This is a genomic window from Vibrio sp. TRT 2004, assembly GCF_050113735.1.
Taxonomy (GTDB): Bacteria; Pseudomonadota; Gammaproteobacteria; order Enterobacterales; family Vibrionaceae; genus Vibrio.
On sequence record NZ_JBNJOH010000034.1, the window covers coordinates 23,961 to 48,064 of the forward strand.

25 protein-coding genes are annotated in these 24,104 nt (G+C 44.1%); 13 read left to right on the forward strand and 12 right to left on the reverse strand.

Features of this window, described 5'->3' with window-relative positions; genetic code table 11:
* Positions 1–5 precede the first annotated feature (5 nt).
* From ACQEXR_RS13950 to ACQEXR_RS13960, 3 genes are all read left to right on the forward strand, one after another.
* Positions 6–449 carry a DUF411 domain-containing protein gene (locus ACQEXR_RS13950; RefSeq protein ID WP_427020561.1) on the forward strand — a complete coding sequence of 148 codons (444 nt, stop codon included), beginning with the start codon at positions 6–8 and terminating at the stop codon, positions 447–449.
* 278 nt (positions 450–727) lie between these two features.
* The gene (locus ACQEXR_RS13955; RefSeq protein WP_427020562.1) at positions 728–1,354 is read left to right on the forward strand and encodes an outer membrane beta-barrel protein; all 627 of its coding nucleotides are present in this window, start codon (positions 728–730) and stop codon (positions 1,352–1,354) included.
* A gap of 142 nt (positions 1,355–1,496) precedes the next feature.
* Positions 1,497–2,984: a winged helix-turn-helix domain-containing protein gene (locus tag ACQEXR_RS13960; protein ID WP_427020563.1), complete on the forward strand. Its 1,488-nt coding sequence runs from the start codon at positions 1,497–1,499 to the stop codon at positions 2,982–2,984.
* A gap of 72 nt (positions 2,985–3,056) precedes the next feature.
* Here the strand turns inward: ACQEXR_RS13960 and hemH are convergent, their stop codons facing one another.
* From hemH to htpG, 3 genes are all read right to left on the reverse strand, one after another.
* Positions 3,057–4,016, reverse strand: a complete 960-nt coding sequence (gene hemH / locus ACQEXR_RS13965; RefSeq protein WP_426952457.1) for a ferrochelatase — start codon at positions 4,014–4,016, stop codon at positions 3,057–3,059.
* A 132-nt stretch (positions 4,017–4,148) separates the two neighbouring features.
* Positions 4,149–4,793, reverse strand: coding sequence for an adenylate kinase (gene adk / locus ACQEXR_RS13970; RefSeq protein WP_138973371.1), 645 nt, complete (start codon positions 4,791–4,793; stop codon positions 4,149–4,151).
* Between the two features lie 315 nt (positions 4,794–5,108).
* Positions 5,109–7,013 (reverse strand): molecular chaperone HtpG, encoded by a 1,905-nt coding sequence (gene htpG / locus ACQEXR_RS13975; protein ID WP_331426910.1) that lies wholly within the window; start codon positions 7,011–7,013, stop codon positions 5,109–5,111.
* A 264-nt stretch (positions 7,014–7,277) separates the two neighbouring features.
* Between htpG and ACQEXR_RS13980 the strand changes: the two genes are divergently transcribed.
* Genes ACQEXR_RS13980 through ACQEXR_RS13995 form a run of 4 tightly spaced genes read left to right on the forward strand, consistent with a single transcriptional unit; the run spans position 7,278 to position 9,761 of the window.
* The gene (locus ACQEXR_RS13980; RefSeq protein ID WP_427020564.1) at positions 7,278–8,141 is read left to right on the forward strand and encodes a winged helix-turn-helix domain-containing protein; all 864 of its coding nucleotides are present in this window, start codon (positions 7,278–7,280) and stop codon (positions 8,139–8,141) included.
* 11 nt (positions 8,142–8,152) lie between these two features.
* Positions 8,153–8,668: a regulatory protein ToxS gene (locus tag ACQEXR_RS13985; RefSeq protein WP_331426908.1), complete on the forward strand. Its 516-nt coding sequence runs from the start codon at positions 8,153–8,155 to the stop codon at positions 8,666–8,668.
* A gap of 47 nt (positions 8,669–8,715) precedes the next feature.
* Positions 8,716–9,471 (forward strand): sulfite exporter TauE/SafE family protein, encoded by a 756-nt coding sequence (locus ACQEXR_RS13990; protein WP_427020565.1) that lies wholly within the window; start codon positions 8,716–8,718, stop codon positions 9,469–9,471.
* A gap of 11 nt (positions 9,472–9,482) precedes the next feature.
* On the forward strand, positions 9,483–9,761 hold the full coding sequence (locus tag ACQEXR_RS13995; protein ID WP_138973376.1) for a SelT/SelW/SelH family protein: 279 nt from the start codon (positions 9,483–9,485) through the stop codon (positions 9,759–9,761).
* Positions 9,762–9,789: 28 nt separating this feature from the next.
* Here the strand turns inward: ACQEXR_RS13995 and yfcE are convergent, their stop codons facing one another.
* From yfcE to ACQEXR_RS14020, 5 genes are read right to left on the reverse strand one after another with little or no spacing between them, the layout of a single operon-like run.
* Complete coding sequence (gene yfcE / locus ACQEXR_RS14000) at positions 9,790–10,344, reverse strand: phosphodiesterase (RefSeq protein WP_331416066.1); 555 nt, start codon at positions 10,342–10,344, stop codon at positions 9,790–9,792.
* A gap of 50 nt (positions 10,345–10,394) precedes the next feature.
* Entirely contained in the window at positions 10,395–10,799 is a 405-nt protein-coding gene (locus ACQEXR_RS14005; RefSeq protein ID WP_331416067.1) for a CBS domain-containing protein, read from the reverse strand.
* Complete coding sequence (locus tag ACQEXR_RS14010) at positions 10,796–11,146, reverse strand: P-II family nitrogen regulator (RefSeq protein WP_331416068.1); 351 nt, start codon at positions 11,144–11,146, stop codon at positions 10,796–10,798. Before ACQEXR_RS14010 ends, ACQEXR_RS14005 begins: the two co-directional genes overlap by 4 nt.
* Entirely contained in the window at positions 11,136–11,930 is a 795-nt protein-coding gene (locus ACQEXR_RS14015; protein ID WP_138973380.1) for a DUF1538 domain-containing protein, read from the reverse strand. The genes ACQEXR_RS14010 and ACQEXR_RS14015 overlap by 11 nt, the downstream gene beginning before the upstream one ends.
* Positions 11,927–12,661 (reverse strand): DUF1538 domain-containing protein, encoded by a 735-nt coding sequence (locus ACQEXR_RS14020; protein ID WP_138973381.1) that lies wholly within the window; start codon positions 12,659–12,661, stop codon positions 11,927–11,929. Before ACQEXR_RS14020 ends, ACQEXR_RS14015 begins: the two co-directional genes overlap by 4 nt.
* Before the next feature lie 226 nt (positions 12,662–12,887).
* On the opposite strand from ACQEXR_RS14020, the gene ACQEXR_RS14025 reads away from it, so the two are divergent.
* The 5 genes from ACQEXR_RS14025 (at position 12,888) to ACQEXR_RS14045 (ending at position 17,403) form a co-directional block, all read left to right on the forward strand.
* A complete protein-coding gene (locus ACQEXR_RS14025) occupies positions 12,888–13,802 on the forward strand; it encodes a TIGR01777 family oxidoreductase (protein WP_331416070.1) in 915 nt (304 codons plus the stop codon).
* Between the two features lie 43 nt (positions 13,803–13,845).
* Positions 13,846–14,673: an SDR family oxidoreductase gene (locus tag ACQEXR_RS14030; RefSeq protein ID WP_427020566.1), complete on the forward strand. Its 828-nt coding sequence runs from the start codon at positions 13,846–13,848 to the stop codon at positions 14,671–14,673.
* Between the two features lie 326 nt (positions 14,674–14,999).
* Entirely contained in the window at positions 15,000–15,854 is an 855-nt protein-coding gene (locus ACQEXR_RS14035) for a co-chaperone YbbN (protein WP_427020567.1), read from the forward strand.
* A gap of 140 nt (positions 15,855–15,994) precedes the next feature.
* Entirely contained in the window at positions 15,995–16,918 is a 924-nt protein-coding gene (locus ACQEXR_RS14040; protein ID WP_331416072.1) for an SPFH domain-containing protein, read from the forward strand.
* 8 nt (positions 16,919–16,926) lie between these two features.
* Positions 16,927–17,403: an NfeD family protein gene (locus tag ACQEXR_RS14045; protein WP_427020568.1), complete on the forward strand. Its 477-nt coding sequence runs from the start codon at positions 16,927–16,929 to the stop codon at positions 17,401–17,403.
* Between the two features lie 31 nt (positions 17,404–17,434).
* Here ACQEXR_RS14045 and ACQEXR_RS14050 read toward each other — a convergent pair whose 3' ends face one another.
* The 4 genes from ACQEXR_RS14050 to zipA all read right to left on the reverse strand — a co-directional run bounded on the left by ACQEXR_RS14050 (position 17,435) and on the right by zipA (position 23,079).
* Entirely contained in the window at positions 17,435–18,244 is an 810-nt protein-coding gene (locus ACQEXR_RS14050; protein WP_427020569.1) for a DUF2057 domain-containing protein, read from the reverse strand.
* Positions 18,245–18,361: 117 nt separating this feature from the next.
* Positions 18,362–19,519, reverse strand: coding sequence for a porin (locus ACQEXR_RS14055; protein ID WP_427020570.1), 1,158 nt, complete (start codon positions 19,517–19,519; stop codon positions 18,362–18,364).
* A gap of 494 nt (positions 19,520–20,013) precedes the next feature.
* Complete coding sequence (gene ligA, locus ACQEXR_RS14060; protein ID WP_427020571.1) at positions 20,014–22,023, reverse strand: NAD-dependent DNA ligase LigA; 2,010 nt, start codon at positions 22,021–22,023, stop codon at positions 20,014–20,016.
* A 177-nt stretch (positions 22,024–22,200) separates the two neighbouring features.
* Positions 22,201–23,079 carry a cell division protein ZipA gene (zipA, locus tag ACQEXR_RS14065; protein WP_138973390.1) on the reverse strand — a complete coding sequence of 293 codons (879 nt, stop codon included), beginning with the start codon at positions 23,077–23,079 and terminating at the stop codon, positions 22,201–22,203.
* A 205-nt stretch (positions 23,080–23,284) separates the two neighbouring features.
* Between zipA and cysZ the strand changes: the two genes are divergently transcribed.
* On the forward strand, positions 23,285–24,022 hold the full coding sequence (gene cysZ, locus ACQEXR_RS14070; RefSeq protein WP_427020572.1) for a sulfate transporter CysZ: 738 nt from the start codon (positions 23,285–23,287) through the stop codon (positions 24,020–24,022).
* The last annotated feature ends 82 nt before the right edge of the window (positions 24,023–24,104 follow it).

Consider the following 24,104-nt stretch of genomic DNA (forward strand, 5'->3'; position numbering starts at 1 on the left):
TTATTATGAAACGTAAATTTTTTGCCCTAGCAACACTGACTCTGATTTCTGGTCACGCATTAGCGACCGATGTACTCAACCATAAATCACCATACTGTGGCTGTTGTACTGAGTGGACGAAACATATGCAAGATGCAGGCTTTACAGTTGAAGAGAAGTTACACGAAAACATGAATCCTATTAAGCAAACGTTGGGGATTACACCTGAACTTGCTTCTTGTCATACAGCAGAAATTAATGGCTACGTATTCGAAGGTCATATTCCAGCGGAAGACATTCAAGCTTTCCTTGAAAACCCACCACGCAATGCGAAAGGACTTGCTGTTCCGGGCATGCCAATGGGTTCTCCAGGCATGGAATATGGCAATGAAAAAGACGAATATTCAGTCTACGCGTTCAACGAAAAAGGTCAGGTATTTGAGTACCGACACTATAAAGGCAACAAATAACCAAATCTGTTGAGATCATATCAACGGCGCTTAAACGTGTTCTCCACATGTTTGAGCGCCAGTTACTTTCAATAAAATCATCAATTTAGATCTAAATTAACATCAAATTTAACTACGTGTAGTTTTGTTTTTCGCATTATTTCTCATCCTCAGATAACTTCCTCTTCAGTTAACTGACGCCCAACAGTTTGGCGCTCATCCTGACTCATCTGCATCACCACAACCAAATTAAGATGCAGAGTTCACCACTTAACTACCAGATAGAATTGAGAAGAATTATGCGTAAACACCTAATTGTCGTAGCTACTGCTGCTATCGTTTCTTTACCAACTTTCGCTAACACTCCATACGTAGCTATAGAGCTTGCAAAGGGTTCATACAACACATCTGTCACGGAAGCAGAAGATAAAATGATCGCCGACAAACTTGATAATGCAGGCTCATTCGCTATCAAAGCAGGCAGCTACGTAAACGACAACGTACGTGTCTACGGTTACCTACAATACAACGGCGAAAACGAGCTAACCACTACCGATCCAATCGAAAATGATCAAGTGAAGTTCAATTTAGAAGGCTACCAATTCGGTGTGGGTTCAGATTATGTTTACCACATCGACAAGAGATTTTACGTTCTGGCTGGCGGCTCTCTGGGCTTTTACCAAAGTGAGCTAGAGACAAGTGTGACTATCTCTGGCTTTGGCACGGGTACGACGACTAGCAAAAACTCAGGACTAACTTACGGTCTTAACGCAGGCTTAGGCTATATGTTCACCGACCATTTTGGTATGGAAGCAGGCTACCGTTTCAACTACTACGCAGGTAACGAGCATAAAGTGAGCGACGAACCACTGGCTAAGTTCAGCTCTTCTAACCAAGGCTATATCAACGCGACTTACAAATTCTAATCGTTGTAAAACTCGGGGCGTTACCCCTGACGCCCCGAGTTTCTCATTATTGATACAGAGAAACTAAGTTAGCTAGGAATCTATAAGTCTCAGGAATATTTTAGTAGAATGATCGGCGTTTTTTTGTTCCCCAAATACCTCTATGAATCTTCTCGATCAGGCTAAACAAAGCGGTAAAAGCATCGCTATAGCCGACCTAATCTATGACCCTATTGATAAAACGCTGACAAATAACCAGCAAGAAATTGCTTTGGAACCACGCAATGTTGCGCTATTAGAAGTCTTGTTAGCTAATGTTGGTGAACCAACGTCCATCGAACAATTCATCGATCAGGTGTGGGGCAATCAGTATATTTCTAAAAATGTCGTCACTAATCGCATCAGTCTATTGCGTAACTTGTTCAGAGAAAATCTCCCTGACATCGATTCAACCAAGCTAATTGTGACCTACCCTAAACGTGGTTATTACATCCCAAATTGCCATGTTCAACTAATAGAGAAGTCACACACTCTTTCGCCTCTGAAAGAGGCAAACAAGAGACACTCCAAACCGTCAAAGAGGGTGACTGCCTGCACCGCTGTTATTCTCGCTTGTGTGGTTGGCCTCGCAACCCTAGTGAATACTTACTTTGATGTAAAAGTTGAGTCAAAAGGTCAAGCTTTATACGTTCCTCAAGTACGTCTGTTACTTGATCAGATATCTTATTCGCAGCCATCTACTCAGCACGAGGCACTTAAACTCAAAGTGCTTTTTCTCCATGCATACAGCCATTCTCCCTACATCCATTTGGCGAACATGCGCTCACCAAGCTACTACTTAATGAGTCTAAGCGAATATCATCATTTTCCTGGTTCAGATGCCCTGAATGATTCCGATTACAAACTCACTTTTAACCTGGTAAAGGACAAAGGCGTCAGCGATAAACTGGAAGTCATCCTGAATCATTCGGTTTCTGCACGTGTCGCATGGCGAAATCTATATACGTTGAAGACCAACAACCTGTTGGAGACGGTCAATAAAATCAATGCTGATTTAACTGAGTATTTCAAGCTACCGACGCCAATTATGCAGATCGAACACAAGCTACAAACCAGTCTTAGTCAAATTACTGATAGTGATTTTGACCGCCTGGCAGATCAGCCGATGAGCGGAGCTGAAATCAGTTTCTATACTCGAGAATTACTGTTCAGTGCCCAGTCGCCAGACGCTCTGAGAAAGTGGATCAATAAAGTAAAACAAACCACGCTAACACCGTCTCCAGAATTACATATGCTACTAGCATTACTCACTTATCGCGCTGGAGACATTGAAAAAAGCCTACAGATGCTGCAAAGAGAGTATGTAGCGGAAATACCGAGCAACGCTTTGATCTTGTTGCTTCAAGCAAATATTAGCCGTAAAAAACGTAACATAGATGAATACTTGAGCAACTACCTAAAGGCAACAGCGGCTCTAACAAGTAGTGTACCTGCCAAGCAAGTTTTGGCTCACTATACGAGTGAAAACAGGCCGGCTGCCTGCTTAGATTTATGGAAAAATGCGCTCTCAAACATTGACTATATCCAAATGCCAGACAGCATTCTTTGGCAGGCAGTGGAACGATTTTGCTCGCCTTTAGATGGCGCATAGATGGCAAAGCCCAGTATAGGATGCACAAAAAAAGCTGCCACCGGCAGCCCTTTTAGAATCAGTTAGCGCGCATTAACCTTGAGTAACTAATTGCGTCATCATCTCAATATGCAAGTCATCGTCATTGAGGCAAGGAATATAGGTAAATGTTTCACCACCATTCTCGGTGAAAATCTCACAACACTGCTCAGCCAGTTCTTCCAGTGTTTCCAAACAATCGACAGAAAATGCAGGCGCAAGAATATCGAGCTTTTTAATCCCTTTACTCGGTAGTGTTTCCAAGGTCTTGTCCGTATAGGGCTGTAGCCACTCTTCACGACCAAAACGAGACTGATAGGTCATACCGATTTGATTGGGTGCTAATCCTAACTCACGTGCAAGTAGCGTCGTGGTGACATCGCAATGCTGTGGGTAGATATCACCATTATCCGCATAGCGCTTAGGAATTCCATGGTAAGAACACAGCAGATAGTCACCTTTGCCGTTCTCTTGCCAAGAACGTTTTACGCTCTCTGCCAACGCTTTGATGTACAAAGGATGATCATGATAATCACGAATGAAGCGATAACTTGGTACAACGGGCATCTTTTTAAATGCTTTGGTCAATCCATCCGAGACTGCCGCCGTCGTTGTACCTGAATACTGAGGGTATAAAGGCAGGACAATCACCTGTTCAACACCTTGCTCAAGTAGAGCTTCCAAACCTGTTTGCAAGCTCGGGTTGCCATACGTCATACCAATTTCAACAGGCATATCAATTGAAGTTTTTAGCTTCTCTGCTTGTCTTTTCGAATAGACCATTAACGGTGAGCCCTGCTCCATCCAAACTGACTGATACAACTTGGCTACTTTAGGTGCGCGAACAGGCAAGATAACACCATGCAAAATTGGACACCATAACCAGCGAGTCATATCGACCACTCGTTTGTCATGGAGGAACTGACCCAAAAACTGCTTTACTGCAGGGGACGTTGCTTCATCAGGGGTACCAAGGTTGACCAATAATACACCTTGTCTCTTATTGTTTTGCATAGCTTCCTATCAATCCTAAAAGGGATATTTACGTAAATAAGATCTTGATAGATCAACGAATAAACATAAAAAAAGCGACCCAACTTGGGTCGCTTTAACTATAACAAATTTTCAAAATTCGCTGTTAGCTATTTATGCTAGCGCTTTCTCGATATCAGCACTGACTTCAGCAACTTGCTTAGTACCATCGAATTTAAGGTATTTAGTGTTACCCGCTTCTGCTTCTTTACCGTAGTACTCGATTAGTGGCGCAGTTTGATCATGGTAGACACCAAGACGAGCACGTACTGTCTCTTCTTTGTCGTCGTCACGAACAACAAGGTCTTCACCCGTTACGTCATCTTTACCTTCAACTTTAGGCGGGTTGTAAACAACGTGGTAAGTACGGCCAGAAGCAAGGTGAGCACGACGGCCAGCCATACGCTCTACAATCACGTCATCAGCAACGTCAAATTCGATAACGTAATCGACCGCTACACCCATTTCTTTTAGACCATCAGCCTGAGGAATAGTGCGTGGGAAGCCATCTAGTAGGAAACCTTTTTCGCAGTCATCTTGAGCGATGCGCTCTTTGATTAGACCAAGGATGATTTCATCAGAAACTAGCTGACCAGCGTCAATAACAGCTTTAGCTTGCTTACCAAGCTCTGTACCTGCTTTGATAGCAGCACGTAGCATGTCACCAGTAGAGATTTGCGGAACACCGTATTTTTCCATGATGAAATTTGCTTGTGTGCCTTTACCTGCACCTGGAGCACCTAGAAGAATGATGCGCATGTTGAATCCTCTTAAGATAATGATGATTTATACCGAAGCTCACTATGGTGTCGTAAATCACACAGCCTTAGCTCACGGTAAGTTTCGGTATAACTGTTATTACAAGTTAACAATAAAACAGGCGTGCACATTACACGCCCGCTCGTTTGGTTTCAAGAATGCATTCTATCATACAATTTAAAACCAAAGCGCGAATTACGACTAAAGAATGCTTAAACACTCACATTTGCCGCTTATTTAACGCGCTTCATTCACAATTAAAGCAATTAAGCTAAAAAGCCCGCAAGATGCGAGCTTTTTACCAATTTTCAGCTATTAGCCCTTAGTCAAAAGCGCATTAATTGCACCTAAGAATTGAGATGGATCTTCCATTGAGCCACGCTCAGCTAACATCGCTTGACCAAGTAGAAGTTCAACCCAACGGCCAAAGGCTTCTTCGTCTGCTTCATCAGCCATACGCTTAACCAAGGTATGTTCAGGGTTAATTTCGAAGATGTACTTCACTTCTGGCGCAGCTTGACCTGCGGCTTCCAGCAGTTTGGCCATCTGCGTACCCATTTCAAAGTCGTCAGTCACTACAACGGCTGGCGTTGTTGCTAGCTTAAAGGTGGTACGAACCTCCTTAACACGATCACCTAAGTACTCTTTAGTACGTTCAACGACTGACTTGAACTCTTCTTCGGTTTCTTTGTGTTTCTCTTTCTCAGCTTCATCTTCAAACTTGCTAAGATCTAGCCCCGCCTTTGTGATCGACTGGAACTGTTTACCATCAAATTCGGTGAGGTAGTTCATCAGCCACTCATCAATACGGTCAAACATTAGAATGACTTCGATGCCTTTAGAACGGAACTGTTCTAAGTGTGGGCTATTCTTAGCCGCTGCATAACTATCCGCTGTTAAGTAGTAGATCTTATCTTGGCCTTCTTTCATGCGCTCAACGTATGACGCAAGGCTAACAGTCTGTTCAGAAGAGTCCACCTCCGTCGAAGCAAAACGCAACAAGGCCGCAATTTTTTCCTTATTGCTGAAGTCTTCTGCTGGGCCTTCTTTTAGGACCAAGCCAAACTCTTTCCAGAATGATTGATACTTTTCTTCATCATTCTTAGCCATGCGCTCTAGCATCGTTAGAACACGCTTAGTACAAGCATTGCGCAGAGACTGAGTCACTTTGTTGTCTTGTAGGATTTCACGCGATACGTTGAGTGGCAGATCGTTGGAGTCTATCAGGCCGCGTACGAAACGTAGGTACGATGGCATAAACTGCTCTGCGTCATCCATAATGAATACGCGCTGTACATACAATTTCAGACCAGACTTGTGGTCACGGTTCATCATATCCCAAGGTGCTTTCGCAGGGATATAAAGTAAGCTGGTGTAGTCGTTTTTACCCTCAACACGGTTGTGGCTCCATGTTAGAGGATCGGCAAAATCGTGAGAAACGTGCTTGTAGAACTCTTGATACTCTTCTTCAGAAATATCGGATTTATTGCGAGTCCAAAGTGCTTGAGCCTTATTGATCTGCTCCCATTTTTTCTCACCTGTTTCTTTACCTTCATCATCACGAACTGACGTTTGAATCGCAACAGGAATACCAATGTGATCGGAATACTTGCTGATCACTTCACGCAGACGCCATTCGTTTAGGAACTCTTTACCTTCTTCTCGCATATGAAGAACGACATCTGTACCGCGAGTTTCTTTGGTGATGTTTTCGATGGTGTACTCACCTTCACCCGCTGAGTGCCATTGAACGGCTTGGTCACTCGCTAGGCCAGCTGCGCGAGTGCGAACCGTGACGGCATCAGCAACGATGAATGCAGAGTAAAAGCCGACACCGAATTGACCAATTAACTGAGAGTCTTTCGATTGATCTTCTGATAGCTTAGAGAAAAACTCCGCTGTGCCAGATTTCGCGATGGTGCCCAGATGCTCGATGACATCCTCACGGCTCATACCAATACCGTTGTCTGAGATCGTTAAGGTATTCGCTTCTTCATTAAAGGAAAGTTTTACGCCAAGTTCAGCGTCACCTTGGTACAAGTCTGGATTTGACAGTGCTTGAAAGCGCAGTTTGTCAGAAGCGTCAGACGCATTAGAAATCAGCTCGCGAAGGAAAATCTCTTTGTTTGAATAAAGAGAATGAATCATCAAATGAAGTAATTGTTTTACCTCAGACTGAAAACCGCGAGTTTCTTTGTTTTGTGTTACTGTTTCGCTCATGATAACTCCATAAGTTCTTTAGTTATCAAGCCACTACCCTAATCAAAAAAAGAGTAATTTGGCCCAAATCTGTCAGTTAACATGAGGGTGATAAATGTAAATTCAAGGTCAAGAATCATAAAAACAGTGTTTTTTTATCTCAATCTTTACTATCCTTGCACTCTCTAAAAATCAAAAAATCTAAACTAGAGTAATTTTGGACTAGTCTTAGAAAGCGCCTTACTTGAATAACTGTCTGAAACTTAAATTAAATGGCCATCATTAATGAGTAATATAGGTACTAAGTTTAATCTTGCGAACAGATTTACTTTTGATCCCAATACAAACTCCCTCACAGACAAGGAATGCGAAAACGAACTGATTCGTTTAGGGAGCAACGAAAGCCGGATTCTTCTTTTACTTTGTGAAAAACCGAGTGAAATCGTCTCGCGTAATGATTTACACGATTTCGTATGGCGTAAACAAGGCTTCGAAGTCGATGATTCAAGCCTAACGCAAGCCATTTCTACACTACGTAAGCTTCTCAAAGACTCAACAAAGTCACCAATGTTCGTTAAAACGGTGCCAAAACGCGGTTACCAGCTAATCTGCTCGGTAGAACGTACAACACCATTGATGAGTGGTGTTAACGAAGTTGAACAGCCTGCTGTTGCAATGGAAGACGTAGAAATACCTCTTCAGCATGCTTCTGAACCTGTAATTGATACTGAGCTTCTTTCTACAGAACCTCAATTAGAAGCACCTATTCCAGCGCCTGAAGTAACGAAGTCTTCAAGCTTAATGGCTAAGGTGTTGGTCGCACTCGCTCTGCTACTGCCACTGTGCGTTGTTTTATTTACTAACCCGAGTGAATCAAAATTCCGTCAACTTGCTGTTTATGACAATACTCCGGTTAAAACGCCACTCAATCATCCTGATTTAAGTCGCTGGTACCCGTCAATTGAGCAATGTGTGAAAAAGTACAATGAAACACATACTAACGAGCTTGCGCCAGTCGAAGTCATTGCCACAGGTGGTCAGAATAATCAGTTGGTTCTCAACTACATTCATTCTCTGGATAACTCAGGCGAGAACGTGACATTACGTATCTTCGCTGAGCAACAAGATCTCAGTAAAGTTTGCCAATAGGAACCACCAAGATGAATCAGAAAATTGCAGCAGGCCTACTTATTCTGTCAGCGGTATTTAGTGGTTGGCTTTACTGGGGAAGTGACCTCAAAGTAGAGCAAGTGCTAACTTCAAATGAGTGGCAGTCAAAAATGGTTACTGTTATCGCGGCAAAGATTCCCGATGACTCAGTGGGTCCTTTACGTAAAGCGAATGTCGTCTCTAACGTTAAGTATCTACCAAACAATACTTATATTCGTGTAGCGACAGTACGTCTCTATGGTAACGACACTGAAAATGAAAGCATTATCAACATTTCAGAGACAGGCCATTGGGACATCAGCGATAACTACTTACTCGTCTCTCCGACCGAGTTTAAAGATGTCTCTTCGGCGCAAAGTAAAGACTTTACCGAAGATCAGCTAAGTCTGATTACTCAGCTGTTTAAAATGGACGCACAGCAAAGTCGCCGTATCGATATTGTGAATGATAAAACATTACTTCTGACTAGCTTAAGTCACGGTTCTACGGTACTTTTCACCAACTAAACAATAAAGTAAAAGGGGCATGACGCCCCCTTTTTTCTAAGCATCACATGGATTGGACAAACACTGTTGGCCTATTTGTTGGCTCTCTGATTGCTAACACTCTCGCCTCACTCTCTGGCGGAGGCGCTGGACTACTTCAGTTCCCATTACTGATATTCTTAGGTCTACCTTTCTCGATTGCTCTAGCAACCCATAAGATAGCCAGCGTTGCGCTCGGCATTGGGGCCGCCTATACCCATATCAAACACAAAAGCTTTAGCTACAAGGTTGCGTTATATCTGGTTATCGTCGGTAGCTTAGGCGTCATTATCGGTGCGAATATTGTCCTTCTCATCCCAGAGCAAATCGCGGAAACCGCTCTCGGTCTGATGATACTCGCTCTAGGAATCTACTCTCGATTTAAGCCACAACTCGGCCAGCAAGAGATCCAACGCAACCGTCATCACTTTGGCTGGGCGCTAGGTGGAATTGGTATGATGGTCATCGGCGTTATCAACGGTTCGCTGACTGCGGGTTCAGGTCTCTTAGTGACCATTTTTCTTGTTCGTTGGTTTGGATACAGCTATAAACAAGCCGTTGCGTTAACCATGTTGTGTGTTGGTTTATTCTGGAATGGGATTGGGGGTGTCGCTATGGTTCACGCTGGAGCTCCCGTTTACTGGCCTTGGTTACCCGCTTTGCTGTTAGGCTCGTTTATTGGTGGTGGGCTGGGTGCCTACCTGACGACCCGTGTGAACAATCGCGCAATCAAGCAGTGTTTCGAGCTGCTTACCTTTGCTGTCGGCATTAAATTAATTATCTAGAGGGAAGGACCATGCAAAAAGCCAATATTAATATCTACTACTGTCGTCAGTGTAACTGGATGCTCCGTTCAACTTGGCTCAGTCAGGAGTTACTGCATACCTTTAGTGAAGAGATTGAGTCACTCACTCTTCACCCTGATACAGGCGGGCGATTTGAGATCCACTGCAATGGAAAGATGATTTGGGAACGTAAGCGCGATGGCGGTTTTCCGGAAGCTAAAGTGCTTAAACAACGCGTCAGGGATCTGATCGACCCTGAGCGCGATCTTGGTCATTCTGATTCTAAGTAACGACGTTCAACTAACATCAACTGCGCCATTAACGTGGCGCTATCGTTGTTTGCATCATCACTTGATTGTCAAATGTCATGACTTTCAACTGAGAGTCGTCAAGCATGCCATAGCTTGCTGCGTAACCTTGCCGAGGAAAGGTTGCAGAACCAGGATTAAAGATATACTGATCGCCATCTAACTCAGCAGCCGGAATATGGCTGTGCCCGTGAACAATCACATCTCCAACCTTTAGTGGCGGTCGATTAGCAGCGTTGTATAGGTGACCATGCGTTACAAATAGGCGTTGACCGCTTTCCAACATAACCCAGGCGTAATCCATCATCATGGGAAACGAAAGCAGCATCTGATCCACTTCACTATCACAATTTCCGCGAACAGCAATGATTTGCTTAGCATACTGATTAAGCCGTTCACTCACTTGCTGTGGGTTATATCCTTCTGGTACAGGGTTGCGGGGACCATGATTTAACGTGTCCCCCAGCAAAAATAAGGTTTGCGCACCAGATTGCTCAAACGCATCCAAGACAAGTTCGGTTGCAGGCAAAGAACCATGCAGGTCAGAGGCAAAAAAGAGTTTCACGACATCATCTCCTCAAAAATACGCTGCAGATTCTACTCCCTGAGACCCAATTAGTCATCTCTAACCATGCCGTTTATCACTATGTTATTGTAGCTGACCATACCTACCACTTTGCCTTGTTCAATAACGGGAGCACGGCTGATACCAAAACGTTCAAACAAGCGAGCGCAATACTTCACATTCATGTCAGGAGAAACAGACAACGCGGGTTTGGTCATGATTTCGTAAATATTGGTTCGTTCTGGAGAACGATTCTGAGCGAGCACCTTCTTGGCTATGTCATTCATCAACACTACGCCGTACTCATCTTCATCGTTACGTTTGTCGACCACCAGCGCTTTCACTTCATGGCTGCGCGCTAGTTGAATACCCTCTTTAACGGTAGTTAAGCCATCCACAATGACATAGTTGCTAGTCATTACATCACGCACTCTGACTTTCACATGCTCTGTCATATCTCATCCTCCACAACTTTTGTTAGTTTCTCGACCTGATGGGCGACACCCACCGCATCTTCAATATCGATCTGAATCGCAATCCCCTGTCCGGACTCCTGATCAAACTCCCCCACCTCATTAATCGTCTCCAAGATGTGTCTTGATAAGTGTTCCTCGACGACAAAAAGTAGTACGTCCTTTTGGACATCCAGAGTCAGACCAAAAAAGGTTCTTTTCTGGTTAAGCCCTTCACCACGAGCATTATTTATCACTGTCGCCCCTGTTGCCCCAGCCTTTCGAGCGGCGTCCAGCACAACATCTGTTTTACTATCTTCAACAAATGCAACGAGTAATTTAAAGCGCATTTTCTTTGTCCTCCTGCTCAGTACCTTTGTTGAGCCACTGAGTGATTTGTGCGTATCCCATGACCGAGATCATCGGAAATAAACTAGCAAAAGCAATTAGTCCAAACCCATCTATCATTGGACTTCGTCCCGGTACGGTTGAAGCAAGCCCTAACCCTAACGCTGCCACTAAAGGAACGGTAACCGTGGATGTCGTCACCCCGCCTGAATCGTAGGCGAGGGGAATGATTAATTGGGGTGCGTAGAAGGTTTGGATAACGACAATGATGTAACCAGCAATGATGTAATAGTGAATTGGGTCTCCAACAACAATGCGATAGCTTCCCAACGCAATACCAAATGCAACCCCTAGCGCAACAGCAATTCTCAAACCGTTGACGCTAATACTGCCCCCCGAGACCTGATTGGCTTTTATAGCCACCGCGATTAAAGAGGGTTCGGCTATGGTCGTGCTAAAGCCGATAAAGAATGCGAACAAATAGACCCAGTAGTAGTCGAACCACTCAATTTTCTCGCCAACCGAAACACGAAACTCAGCAATAAAATTTGGCTCAGTTAGCTGGGTTGCCATGGTTTCACCCAGCGGGAATAAGGCAAAATCAAGGCCGATAAGAAACAGCGACAATCCAAGAATGACATAGAAGAAGCCCAAAATGACCTTAGGCAAGTTGTTAACTGGTCGTCTCAATACCGCAAACTGAAAACCAAATATAATCGTCGCAATCGGTACTACATCACTGATGGTACCGATGAAAACGTCAATAAAGTGGGACCATTCGATCATGCGATCACCATTCCGTAGACCATCACGAACATCATGGGAAGTAGCGATGCAAACGCAATTAAACCGAATCCATCAATCATCGGATTGCGTCCTTTAATCGCTGATGCAAGCCCAACCCCTAAAGCCGTAACCAAAGGTACAGTAATCGTAGAAGTGGTCACACCGCCAGAGTCATAGGCAACGCCAATAATGCTTTGAGGCGCAAACATAGTCAGAACCACGACTCCAATGTAACCACCGATGATCATGTATTGAATCGGCCAACCTTTCAGAATTCGAAGTACACCAAGTAAAATCGCGATACCGACAGAAAGCGCAACGGTGTAACGCAATCCATTCGCGTAATCTTCCATCGCTTGCTCTTGGTGGGCAATCATACCTCCTTCAGCGGCCACTTCTGCGGCTTCATCAGCAACAGCGGTAAGTGCAGGCTCTGCGACGGTAGTACCAAAACCTAAACAAAAAGCGAAAGCCAGCAACCAAAATACACTGCCTTTGCGAGCAAATGCCTGAGCCATCGTCTCCCCTATAGGAAAGAGCCCCATTTCCAAACCAAAGATGAAGAAGGTCAGACCGAACACCACCAACACTAAGCCAAATAGGATCGAAACTAAGTTCGGTAAGGGTTCCTGTAATACCACCAGTTGAAAGAAAGCAATTACAACCACAATAGGCATTAAATCCCTGAGACTTCCAAGTAGCGCCTTAGCTAACGCTATCATTGCCTGCACATAACCTCCTGTCCGTCGGTGCTATATCCCTACTTATTAGCATGGCAAACAAATACGACTTCGGCTGTGACTGCCCCTACGTAGAGGAATAGAAAGGTAACAAAATGTTAAAATTGTGATATTGATACATGTGATCACTTTTCATGCTAAGTCGCTATAATTAGTAACAATAGTTGTCTATGGTAAAACCTAATTTAGGTTGCCATGAATCATAAAAGGATAAGGAATGAAGGTACTGCTCACAGGTGGGACAGGTTTTATTGGCCGAGAACTCCTCAAACACTTAACCACCCATGAGATTGTACTGCTTACTCGCGACCCCAAAAGGGCAAAAGAGAGACTCAGCCACACCGATATGGGCAACGTGACCTACGTAACGACCTTAGATCGCTTTCAACATCTCAACGATTTTGATGCGGTAATTAACTTAGCCGGTGAACCTATCGCGGATAAACGTTGGAGTAAAACGCAGAAAGACATTATTTGTGACAGTCGCTGGTCATTAACAGAGCATTTAGTTGAATTGATTCATGCCAGCACAAATCCCCCTGACGTATTGATCAGCGGTTCTGCGGTGGGCTATTACGGCGATCAGCAAGAACACCCTTTCGATGAGTCTTTGCACGTCTCCGATCGTGGATTTCCTCACCATGTGTGTAGCAAGTGGGAACAAATAGCCAATCGCGCGCGTTCCGAAATGACGCGTGTCTGTATTCTTCGCACTGGTGTCGTACTATCCCCGCAAGGCGGTGCACTGCTTAAGATGCTACCACCCTATCGATTTGGTTTAGGTGGCCCTCTAGGGAGTGGACGCCAGTATATTCCTTGGATTCATATGCTAGACATGGTGAGAGGAATCATCTATTTACTCGAAACCCCTCACGCACACGGTGAGTTTAACTTCTGTGCACCACATCCGGTGACAAACAAGCTGTTTAGTCAGACTCTAGCCAAAACCTTAAAGCGCCCTCACCTATTACGAACACCTAAATGGTTGATGTCCTTAGCGATGGGTGAAAGCTCCGTGTTGTTGTTTGACAGTATTCGAGCCAAACCTAAAAAGTTGACTGAGCTGGGTTTTCATTTTAGCTATTCACGTATTGAGCCAGCGCTAAAAAATCTGTTACAACACCAAGAGTAATCCAGTACTCTAAAATTCACTATCGCTCAACTAATTACTTGAAATGCAAAAATCCATTCTCATTACCGGTTGCTCAACAGGCATCGGGTATACGTGCGCCCATGCCTTACACAAGCGTGGTTATCAAGTCATCGCCTCTTGTCGTAAACAAGCTGACGTTGATAGGTTACGCTCCGAAGGACTGACTTGTCTGCAACTTGATCTCAATGACAGCAACAGCATCAAGCTCGCCGTCAAACAAACTCTCGAGCTAACCAATGGGAAGCTCGACGCGTTATTCAATAATGGAGCGTATGGTCAACCGGGAGCGTTGGAAGATCTACCTACTGACGGGTTACGTGAACAATTCGAGAGTAACTTTTTCGGTTGGCATCAGCTAGTGTGTGAAATCTTACCCACAATGCGCCGCCAAGGTTCAGGAAGAATCATTCAGAACAGCTCCGTGCTCGGATTTGCAGCCATGAAGTACCGAGGTGCTTACAACGCCTCTAAATTCGCACTTGAAGGTTGGAGTGATACATTACGTTTAGAACTCAAAGGCAGTAACATTCATATCAGTCTTATTGAACCCGGCCCTATCGAAACTCAATTTCGAGCCAATGCCTTAAAGGCATTCCAGCGCTGGATTACCATTGAATCAAGTGTCCATAACGAGCAATATCAGCAACAAATGTCTCGCCTTGATAGCCAAAGTTCAAACAATGCTTTTGTCTTGCCAGCCGACGCATGTGTTGGTCCTCTCATCCATGCCCTTGAATCAAACAAACCAAAGATTCGTTATCGGATTACTACCCCGACTAAAGTTTTTGCCGTCCTCAAACGGATTCTGCCCACTCGGCTGTTGGATAAAATATTGTGGCATGCCGCGTAAAATAACTAACGCGGTTGTCATGATTTCGTAACATTGAGACGCTATATTGAAGCTTGGGGAAACCCTTATACAGATTTTGCCAATGCTACATTATTCGGAATAACTCAATGTCTTTAATACAGTTAAACTGGCTAAGTGTAGGAGTTGCACTAACGTTGTTTATCGTTTTATAGACACCCTTCGCTTGCCCATTTGGGAAATACGAACACCGCCTACACTAGGCGGTGTTCTTGTTTTCGTCACGAGATATTTCAACTCGTTAACTTGAACTCAGCCTGTCACGCCCATATCTTGTCTATACAGACCATGTTGCAAGGAAACCTTACATGCAATCACCATTTATTGTTGAGCTCAATGAGCAGAACTTCCGCCAAGTACTTGAAGAATCGATGCAAACACCTGTGCTTATTCACTTCTGGGCGCCAATGAGCCAAGAGAGTTCACAAGTGATACCTGAACTGCAAACACTTGCCCAACAATATAACGGCGCATTTACTCTGGCACTGCTTAACTGTGAGCAAGAACAGATGATTGCAAGTCAGTTTGGCGTTCAAGCCTTGCCTACGATTGCACTGTTTATGAATGGTCAACCCGTTGATGGACTGGGCGGCCCTCAGCCGATTTCAACAATCCAAGAGATGCTGACTAAACACCTGCCAAGCCAAGACGAACGCAACCTACAACAAGCATTTGAGTGGATCCAAACAGGTAACCATGCACAAGCGCTACCGCTATTAGAATCATTAGATGCAGCGATTCAACAAAAAGGCGACGTTAAGTTGGCTCTTGCAGATTGCTACATTGAAGGAAAAGATTACCAGCAAGCGAGAGCACTGCTTGACCACATCCCCCTTGAATACCAAGACAACTACTACAAAGGCTTAATTGCCAAACTCGACCTGCAAGCCCAAGCTGCAAATAGCCCTGAGATCCAGTTGCTGGAACAAGCATTAGAAGCAGATCCAAACGATTTAAAGCTCACCAACGAACTCGCGCTCAGCTACCATCAGGTGAACAGAGATGAAGAGGCGCTTGAATTGTTAATGTCAGCACTAAAGGGCAACCTGAATGCCCTTGATGGTGAAATTAAAAAATCATTTATGGATATTCTTGCTGCTTTGGGACAGGGAAATGCAATCGCCAGTAAATACCGCCGACAATTGTATTCAATGCTATATTAGTGCCTTCTAAATCATAAACTTAAAGCCGGTCATTCCGGCTTTTATTTTGTCAAAACTCGCCTTTAGGTCTCACTTATGCCATTGTTTCAGTCGTTCAATTAAGCAACAATTATAAAACGACTCTCATAAGGAACTCTAATATGGCTATTGATTCATTGATTACTATTGGCGTCTTCATCATCGTCGCCATTGCCCTAGTGGTGGCAGGAGTAAAAACTGTCCCTCAAGGCAATAACTGGACGGTTGAGCGCTTTGGACGTTATACACATACCCTAAAGCCAGGTCTTAACTTAATCATTCCGTTAATCGATCAAGTTGGACATAAAATCAACATGATGGAACGAGTGTTGGATATCCCCGCACAAGAGGTCATCTCCAAAGATAACGCCAATGTCACTATTGATGCCGTTTGTTTCGTTCAAGTCATTGATGCCTCGCAGGCTGCCTATGAAGTTAACGACCTCGAACATGCCATTCGTAATTTAACCCTAACAAACATCCGTACGGTGCTAGGCTCAATGGAACTCGATGAGATGCTTAGCCAGCGCGACATGATCAACACCAAGTTACTGGCAATCGTTGATGAAGCAACCAATCCTTGGGGTGTAAAAGTAACCCGTATTGAAATCAAAGACGTACAACCACCCGCCGATCTAACCGCAGCGATGAACGCGCAAATGAAAGCAGAGCGTAACAAACGCGCTGAAGTACTTGAAGCTGAAGGGGTTCGACAAGCAGAAATCTTGCGTGCAGAAGGTCATAAACAATCTGAGATTCTTAAAGCTGAAGGCGACAAACAAGCCGCTATACTTCAAGCAGAAGCTCGTGAGCGTGCTGCCGAAGCGGAGGCTCGTGCGACCACAATGGTTTCTGAAGCGATCGCCAAAGGAGACATGCAAGCCGTCAATTACTTCATTGCTCAAGGTTATACCGAGGCGTTAAAATCAATTGGTCAGGCAGAAAACGGTAAGATTATCATGTTGCCTCTCGAAGCCGCTGGCTTGATGGGTTCGATCGCTGGTATCGCTGAAATGTTTAATCACAACAAACCTACAGACAAATAGAGGTTCAATTGCTGGAATTACTTGAAACTGTTAACTACTGGCATTGGCTGGCCTTGGGGCTTGTGCTGCTCGCTTTTGAACTGCTCGGCACCGCTGGCTACTTACTTTGGTTAGGCCTGTCCGCAATGGTGGTTGGGGCTCTGCTGACTTTGATACCCATGAGTTGGCAGTTGCAGTGGGTCTCGTTTGGCGTATTTTCCTTGGTAACCACATGGCTATGGTGGCGCAGGCAATTTAGATCAGATCGCGCATCCGACGACAACCGCGAACTCAACCAAAAAAGTAAGCAGTTAGTAGGTCAAACTTTTGTCCTTGATGAAGATTTCCCTGCGGGTAAAGGTCGAGTAAAAGTGGGTGATACGACTTGGACAGCTCGATCTGAGGTCAGTATAGGTGCAGGTCATTGGGTCGAGATAGTCAAAATAGATGGTATTGTTTTAACTATTAAGGCTAAACCACTGAACAAAAATGATCTAATACCCTAAAAAAGGAGCTATATAGCTCCCTTTTTACCAACTATAGGTCGAGTAGTTTTTTTATTATCGCTTTACGTTCCTCTCGATCAGCTTTTTCGTACCAATAACCAAACATTTCTGCCTCTTTGCTCTTACCAAAAAGCTCTGTATTTGACTCTGAACGATTTGCAACAGCCCAATTTACGGCCTTTTGCTGTTCATCCGCTTTCATTTGTTCAAACCAATATTGGGACATTTCCAATGCTTTAGATTGCGGTTCAAAGTCCATAGCCTGATTTGTTACTATAGCGGGACTGCTGACCACCTTTTTGTCGGCCAATGTACCGTTGCTACCACTATTAACCAATGCCTCAATGTATTTCGCTGGAACAGAAAAGGTAAATATAGAGTTCTTAGATGCTGCAACATCAAATACTAAGTCCTCACCGAGTGATTCCATAAAAAGGGACTGGTCTACCGGAAACTTCAGATATTGGGTTGTGGTGCAGATATCACTGCATGTCTCTGCCGAAGATGCGTAAGATTCAAGGTCTACTTTTAAATTGTTTTCACTAAAGTTGACATAGCTAAACTGAGAATAATTTTTGAAGTACTGTAGCTCCATAGTAATGAATGAAGCTGGAGCGCTTTGGTTTTCATATGGAGCTACATAGTTAAATTCTAAGGTTGATTTGACTAACTGACCACCTTGAATATCAATGGTTTGAGGTGTAAGCGTTTTTCCAGTAACTATCTGATATGTTTGTTTACTTTCAATACGTTTTACCGCATCTGAAAAATCACTATTCGCGTCCAAAGTGGTACAACCAACTAATACGAAAGGAAAAGAAATCAATAATGCTTTATTCATAGAAATCACCTTGGAATTGCTTTACTACATCAAGAACGTTGTTCGTATTTACGGCGACAAAGTAAACAACAAACGCCGGCCAAAATGACCGGCGTGCATTATTTACTCAAACTCGAATTAGAAGCCGTATTCTAGACCCACACGTACAACGAATGTCTCTGAGTTTTTACCATCTGACTTAATGTCGCGTTGAGCAACACGAACGTAAGGAACGAAGCCATTATGGACGTACATTAGCTGACCTGAAACGATGCTATCTTCGTCATTCTGCTTAACACCTGCTTTCTCTGACTCCATGTTTGCAGCGTAGCCTAGTTTAAAGCCCCATGGACCATTCCAGTACTGACCAATAACAGAGTAAGAAGCCTGTTCAGATGTTACACCTGAAGTAGTTTTAGATTCACCCGCTTTATACGCAGCAGCTAAACCAAAGCCAGCTGGTAGTGAAGCTTCGAAACCAACAATATAACCGAAGGTGTCTGCATTAACTGCGTCCGCAGCTTCGGCAGTTTGGTAGTCTGAACCCTGAGTCACATCTTGATCATCGTAATCTTTACAACCAGTTGGAGATGCACAGTACGCCCACGCCTCATCAACTTTTGCTGAAACTGAACGATCTTGCTCACTTTCTAAACCAGCATGAATTGTGAAGCTATCAGCTAGTTTGTAATGAAGGTTAGCACCGTAAAAATAATTATCTTTCGCAGAAGAATCACCGCGACCTGTCGCTAGGGCAAATGTGAAGCCGTTGTAATCCGCCGAGTCGTAACGAGCCATATCACCTTGACGGTCACGGTTAAACTTAACGTCACCACCCCAGTCGAAAGCAGCACCTAGACCTGGGTTTGAGTATGGCCAGTCAACGATTTCATACATAGGTGTCAACATACGACCGAAACGAACTTTACCCCAGTCACCTTGCAAACCTAGGAATGTATCACGGTTGCCAAGTGTTGCACCTGTACCGTTTTCACCAACATAACCTGATTCGATTTGCATGAAAACATTTACGTTATCAAACATATCTTTGCTAGCACGGAAACCGATACGTGATTCGTTTTCGTAGTCATAGCCAGTACTTTTATCTGTTACGGCACCAGTGCTCATGTTTGTTTCATCTGTGTCATAGTTAACAACAGAAATTGCCGCAACACCGTAAGCTTGAACGTTGAAATCAGAAATAATACCTACTTGAGATGTCTCTGCTGCCATAGCGCTAGTTGAAGCGAATGCTACTGCAGCACCAAGAAGAGTACGTTTAAACATTTTGTCCATGGAAAAACTCCTAAAAATGGATATAGCTGTCTTATTTTTTTCTCACCTTAAGTTGGCCGCCGAAGGGAGAAATCATTTCCTATCTGAGAGCTGCAAGTTAGTCATTAATTGTTAGCCCTCTATTTCCTGCATACACACCGTGTATCCATGGCTACAGACTAACTTCGCGGCAAAAAACATCAATCAGAACTTAATTTTCATATAAAAAAATATGACCAGCTACAAAGTTTTATCAAACGAGTGATCTAGATCGACAATAAGCATACACCGTTAATCAAAAGACAAATTAAAATATAAAAAACAGGCACTTACACATAAAAAGTCAAAAATCACATTGAAGTGCATCGCATTTTTTTGTCAAAAGAAGATAAATTTCAATTTTATTGACCAGCTTCACAGACGCAAAAATACGCCCAACCTAGACAAAAAAGCCCTATTAATTACAAACAAAAAAAAAGCCACCATAACGGTGGCTTTCATCATTTTTTCCAGTGTTACATTAAGGCAATTAAGTCTGCTTCTGTGCGAATTTCCACACCCAGTTCCTGCGCCTTCGCGAGCTTAGAGCCGGCGTTGTCGCCAGCAAAAAGAATATCCGTTTTCTTAGACACACTACCGGTCACTTTTGCGCCAAGCCCCTCTAAGGCGGCTTTTGCATCCGTTCGCGTTAGCTGCGACAACGAACCAGTTAATACAACTATCTTGCCAGCCAAAGGTTGAGGGGCACTTGAGTCTTTCGCTTCAATATCTGGCCAATGAACACCTTGAGCACGCAGTTCATCTATCACCAGTTTGTTTTTATCCTGAGCAAAAAAAGCCGTGATATGACTCGCAACAATACCACCAATATCTTGAACTTCGATAAGTTCTTCATGACTCGCCGATTGCACCGCTTCCAATGATTTGAAATGTTGAGCTAGGTTTGCCGCCGTTGCCTCACCTACTTCACGGATCCCCAACGAATATAGGAATCGAGGCAAGGTGGTGGCTTTGGCTTTAGATAACGCATCCACTACATTTTGCGCCGATTTGGGCCCCATTCGATCGAGCACGGTTATCACACCAGCAGAAAGTTTAAACAGATCAGCAGGAGTTTCGACCATCTCGCGATCCACAAGTTGCTCGATGACCTTTTCACCTAAACCATCGACATCAAGCGCCTTTCTCGATACGAAGTGTTTAAGTGCTTCCTTACGTTGAGCCTGACACACTAAGCCGCCGCTACAGCGAGCAACAGCTTCACCTTCGACACGCTCAACAGCGGAGCCACATACTGGACAAAGAGTTGGAAACACGATCTCTTGAGCGTTTTGCGGACGGCGGTCTAAAACAATTGAGACAATCTGTGGAATAACATCGCCAGCTCGGCGAATGACAACACTATCACCAATTTTTACGCCTAGACGAGCGATTTCATCCGCGTTATGCAAAGTGGCATTGCTGACCGTAACACCACCGACAAAGACAGGTTCTAGTTTTGCTACTGGCGTAATGGCGCCAGTGCGTCCAACTTGGAACTCAACATCATTTAAAAGAGTAATTTCTTCTTGCGCAGGAAACTTGTAAGCAATGGCCCAGCGTGGAGCTCTAGCGACGAAGCCTAGTTGCTCTTGGATAGCAATATCATCCACTTTGATTACAACGCCATCAATTTCATACGGCAGTTGATCTCGGCGATTGAGAATATCGCGATAGTAATCCTTAACTTGATCGAGATTTGCTACCCGTCGAGTTTCTGGACACATCGGCAGCCCCCAGCCTTTTAATCGGAGAAATCGCTCGTAATGACTTTCTGATAATGACGTCCCCTCTACCACGCCCACGCTGTAGGCATAAAAGCTCAACGGGCGCTTAGCCGTAATGCGAGAATCAAGCTGACGTAAACTACCCGCTGCGGCATTGCGAGGATTAACAAAGACTTTGTCACCTTTCTTTAGTGCCTGTTCATTGAGCTTGGCAAAACCTTCTTTAGGCATAAACACTTCACCACGCACCTCAAGTCGCTCCGGCCAGCCTTCTCCTTGCAACTTCAAAGGGATCGCTTTAATCGTGCGCACATTTTCCGTGATGTTTTCTCCTGTGGCACCATCACCGCGAGTTGCCGCTTGGACAAATAGACCATTGACGTAGAGAAGACTCACCGCCAAGCCATCAAGCTTAGGCTCACAACAAAATGTGTCTATCTGAGTACCAGTGAGTCGATCAGACATACGCTTGTTAAACGCGTCAAGTTCGCCATCATCGAATGCGTTGTCGAGAGATAGCATTGGGATCTCATGGCTGACAGAATCAAAGCCATCTAATGGAGCACCGCCAACACGCTGGCTTGGAGAGTCAAGTGTTACTAGGTCAGGATGCTGGGCCTCAATGTCCATCAGCTCGCGCATCAAGCGATCATACTCGGCATCTGGAATTTCGGGACTATCCTCTACGTAATACTTTACACCGTGATAATGCAGGCTTTCACGTAACTGGTTTAGTTTTTCTTGAATCTGTTGCGACATAACTAACTCTGATTTTTATCTAGTTTGAATTACAGACCGCATTGATATGCAGTACGGCAATTTAGTTGCCATGAAGTATGACCATGCCAGTACAAGTTATCAATAGCCTCAAGCTGTAATCAAAAATAATAAAGGCTCCATTTAGGAGCCTTAAAATTGCGGTTCGTGGTAACACCACTACGCTGTAGCGGCGGCCTTAAACTTTTGGATTTGAGCTTTGTAAGCATCGATACGATTTGGCGTCATTAAGTTTCTCGCATCGTCGAGTACATTCGCACCAAGATCGTCAGCAATTTGCTGTGCCGTTTTTAGCATCAGTTTGAAGTTTGGATCTGGGTCACCGTAACATGGTAGTGTCATAAAGAACGAGATGCCTTTTGTAGAAAACTCTGCTGGATCATCATGCTGCAACGTCCCTGGCTGCATCATATTGGCAACGCTAAATAACACTTTTCCAGTCCCAGAAAGATCTGCATGTCGGTGGAAAATATCCATCTCACCGTAAATTAGGCCATTCTGCTGCATACTTTCAAACAGTTTAGTGCCAATAAAAGGCTCATCACCCGAGCAGTGCACATTAAGCACAATCACTTCTAATGGTGCTTCTTCAACACGGTCTGCTTCTTTAACTTCTAAAGCTTCAGACTCGGCAGCTATTTCGATGCTCGTGTCGCCAATCGGTTCAATCTCATCCAACACTTGAGTTGAAATGGATGGTACCTCCAGCTCTAGCTCGTCTTCTCTCTTAGCAGGTTGCACAGGCTCTGCTTGCTCAAGATCTTGATAACTATCAATCAACGGATCCGCTATCACTTCTTCCTGCGCAACAAATCCCGGCTCTTTACGCTCTTTTTTGATAATCTCGAAATCGTCTTCTGGAGCAAAGGCTCGTTCAGGTACTACGTCCGACTCTTCATTTTCGACATCTAACTTACCAAGTGGCTTACTTCCAAACTTGGTCTTACCTTCTTTTTTACTTGTCCATAAACCATGGAACAAAAGAGCGGCAATCGCTAATGCTCCAACAATTATGAGTACAAATCGCAGTTCCTGCATGTTTAGCTCTCATTTGTTCAATAAGACAATGCGATAACATTGCTTAGATTGAATCTGTTTAAACCTATATCTAAGTTACTCTACCAAAACTCTGGCCCGTTTTAGAACAACTTAATGTTAGAAGTTCTGATAATGTTGTGATTTTGAACACGCTTTTTTCTTGATAAGATAGAATACGTTCGTTTTTAAACCACTAAAAATCACTATGAATACACATATTCGACAGCGTTCTGGATTTGGCTATTTCTTTCATGGCTTGGAATTGGCGCTCACTCCTGGCATTCGCCAGTTTGTTGTTTTACCTCTGTTGGCCAATGTCCTACTGGTCGGTGGTGCCCTATTTTATCTTTTCTCTCACCTAGATATGTGGATTGAGCAGTTGCTAGGGCAATTGCCAGAGTTTCTTTCTTGGTTGAGCTACCTTTTATGGCCTTTGCTTGTGTTAACTATACTGGCTACGTTTTCATACTTTTTTAGTACTCTAGCAAACTTCATCGCCGCTCCCTTTAATGGGCTGCTGGCTGAAAAAGTAGAAGTTTACCTCACTGGACAAAAAGTTAATGACGATGGAATGCTGGCGGTAGTGAAAGATACACCAAGGATCCTTGCGCGTGAATGGCGCAAGTTGGTCTATGTCCTGCCAAAGGCAATTGGTTTATTTTTGCTCCTGCTCATCCCAGCTCTAGGCCAAACAATGGGTCCGATACTCTGGTTTATATTTACAGCTTGGATTTTAGCGATTCAGTATTGTGACTACCCGTTTGACAATCACAAAGTCTCCTTTAACGAGATGCGTTACAATTTGAAACAAAAACAAGGGAAGGCATATAGCTTTGGCGCACTGGTGTCGGTATTTACGACGATTCCTATCTTAAACCTTATTGTTATGCCTATTGCCGTATGCGGTGCCACGTCGATGTGGGTGGCGGAGTTTAAGAAGTAGAGGCGAGAGGCGAGAGGCGAGAGGCGAGAGGCGAGAGGCGAGAGGCGAGAGGCGAGAGGCGAGAGGCGAGAGGCGAGAGGCG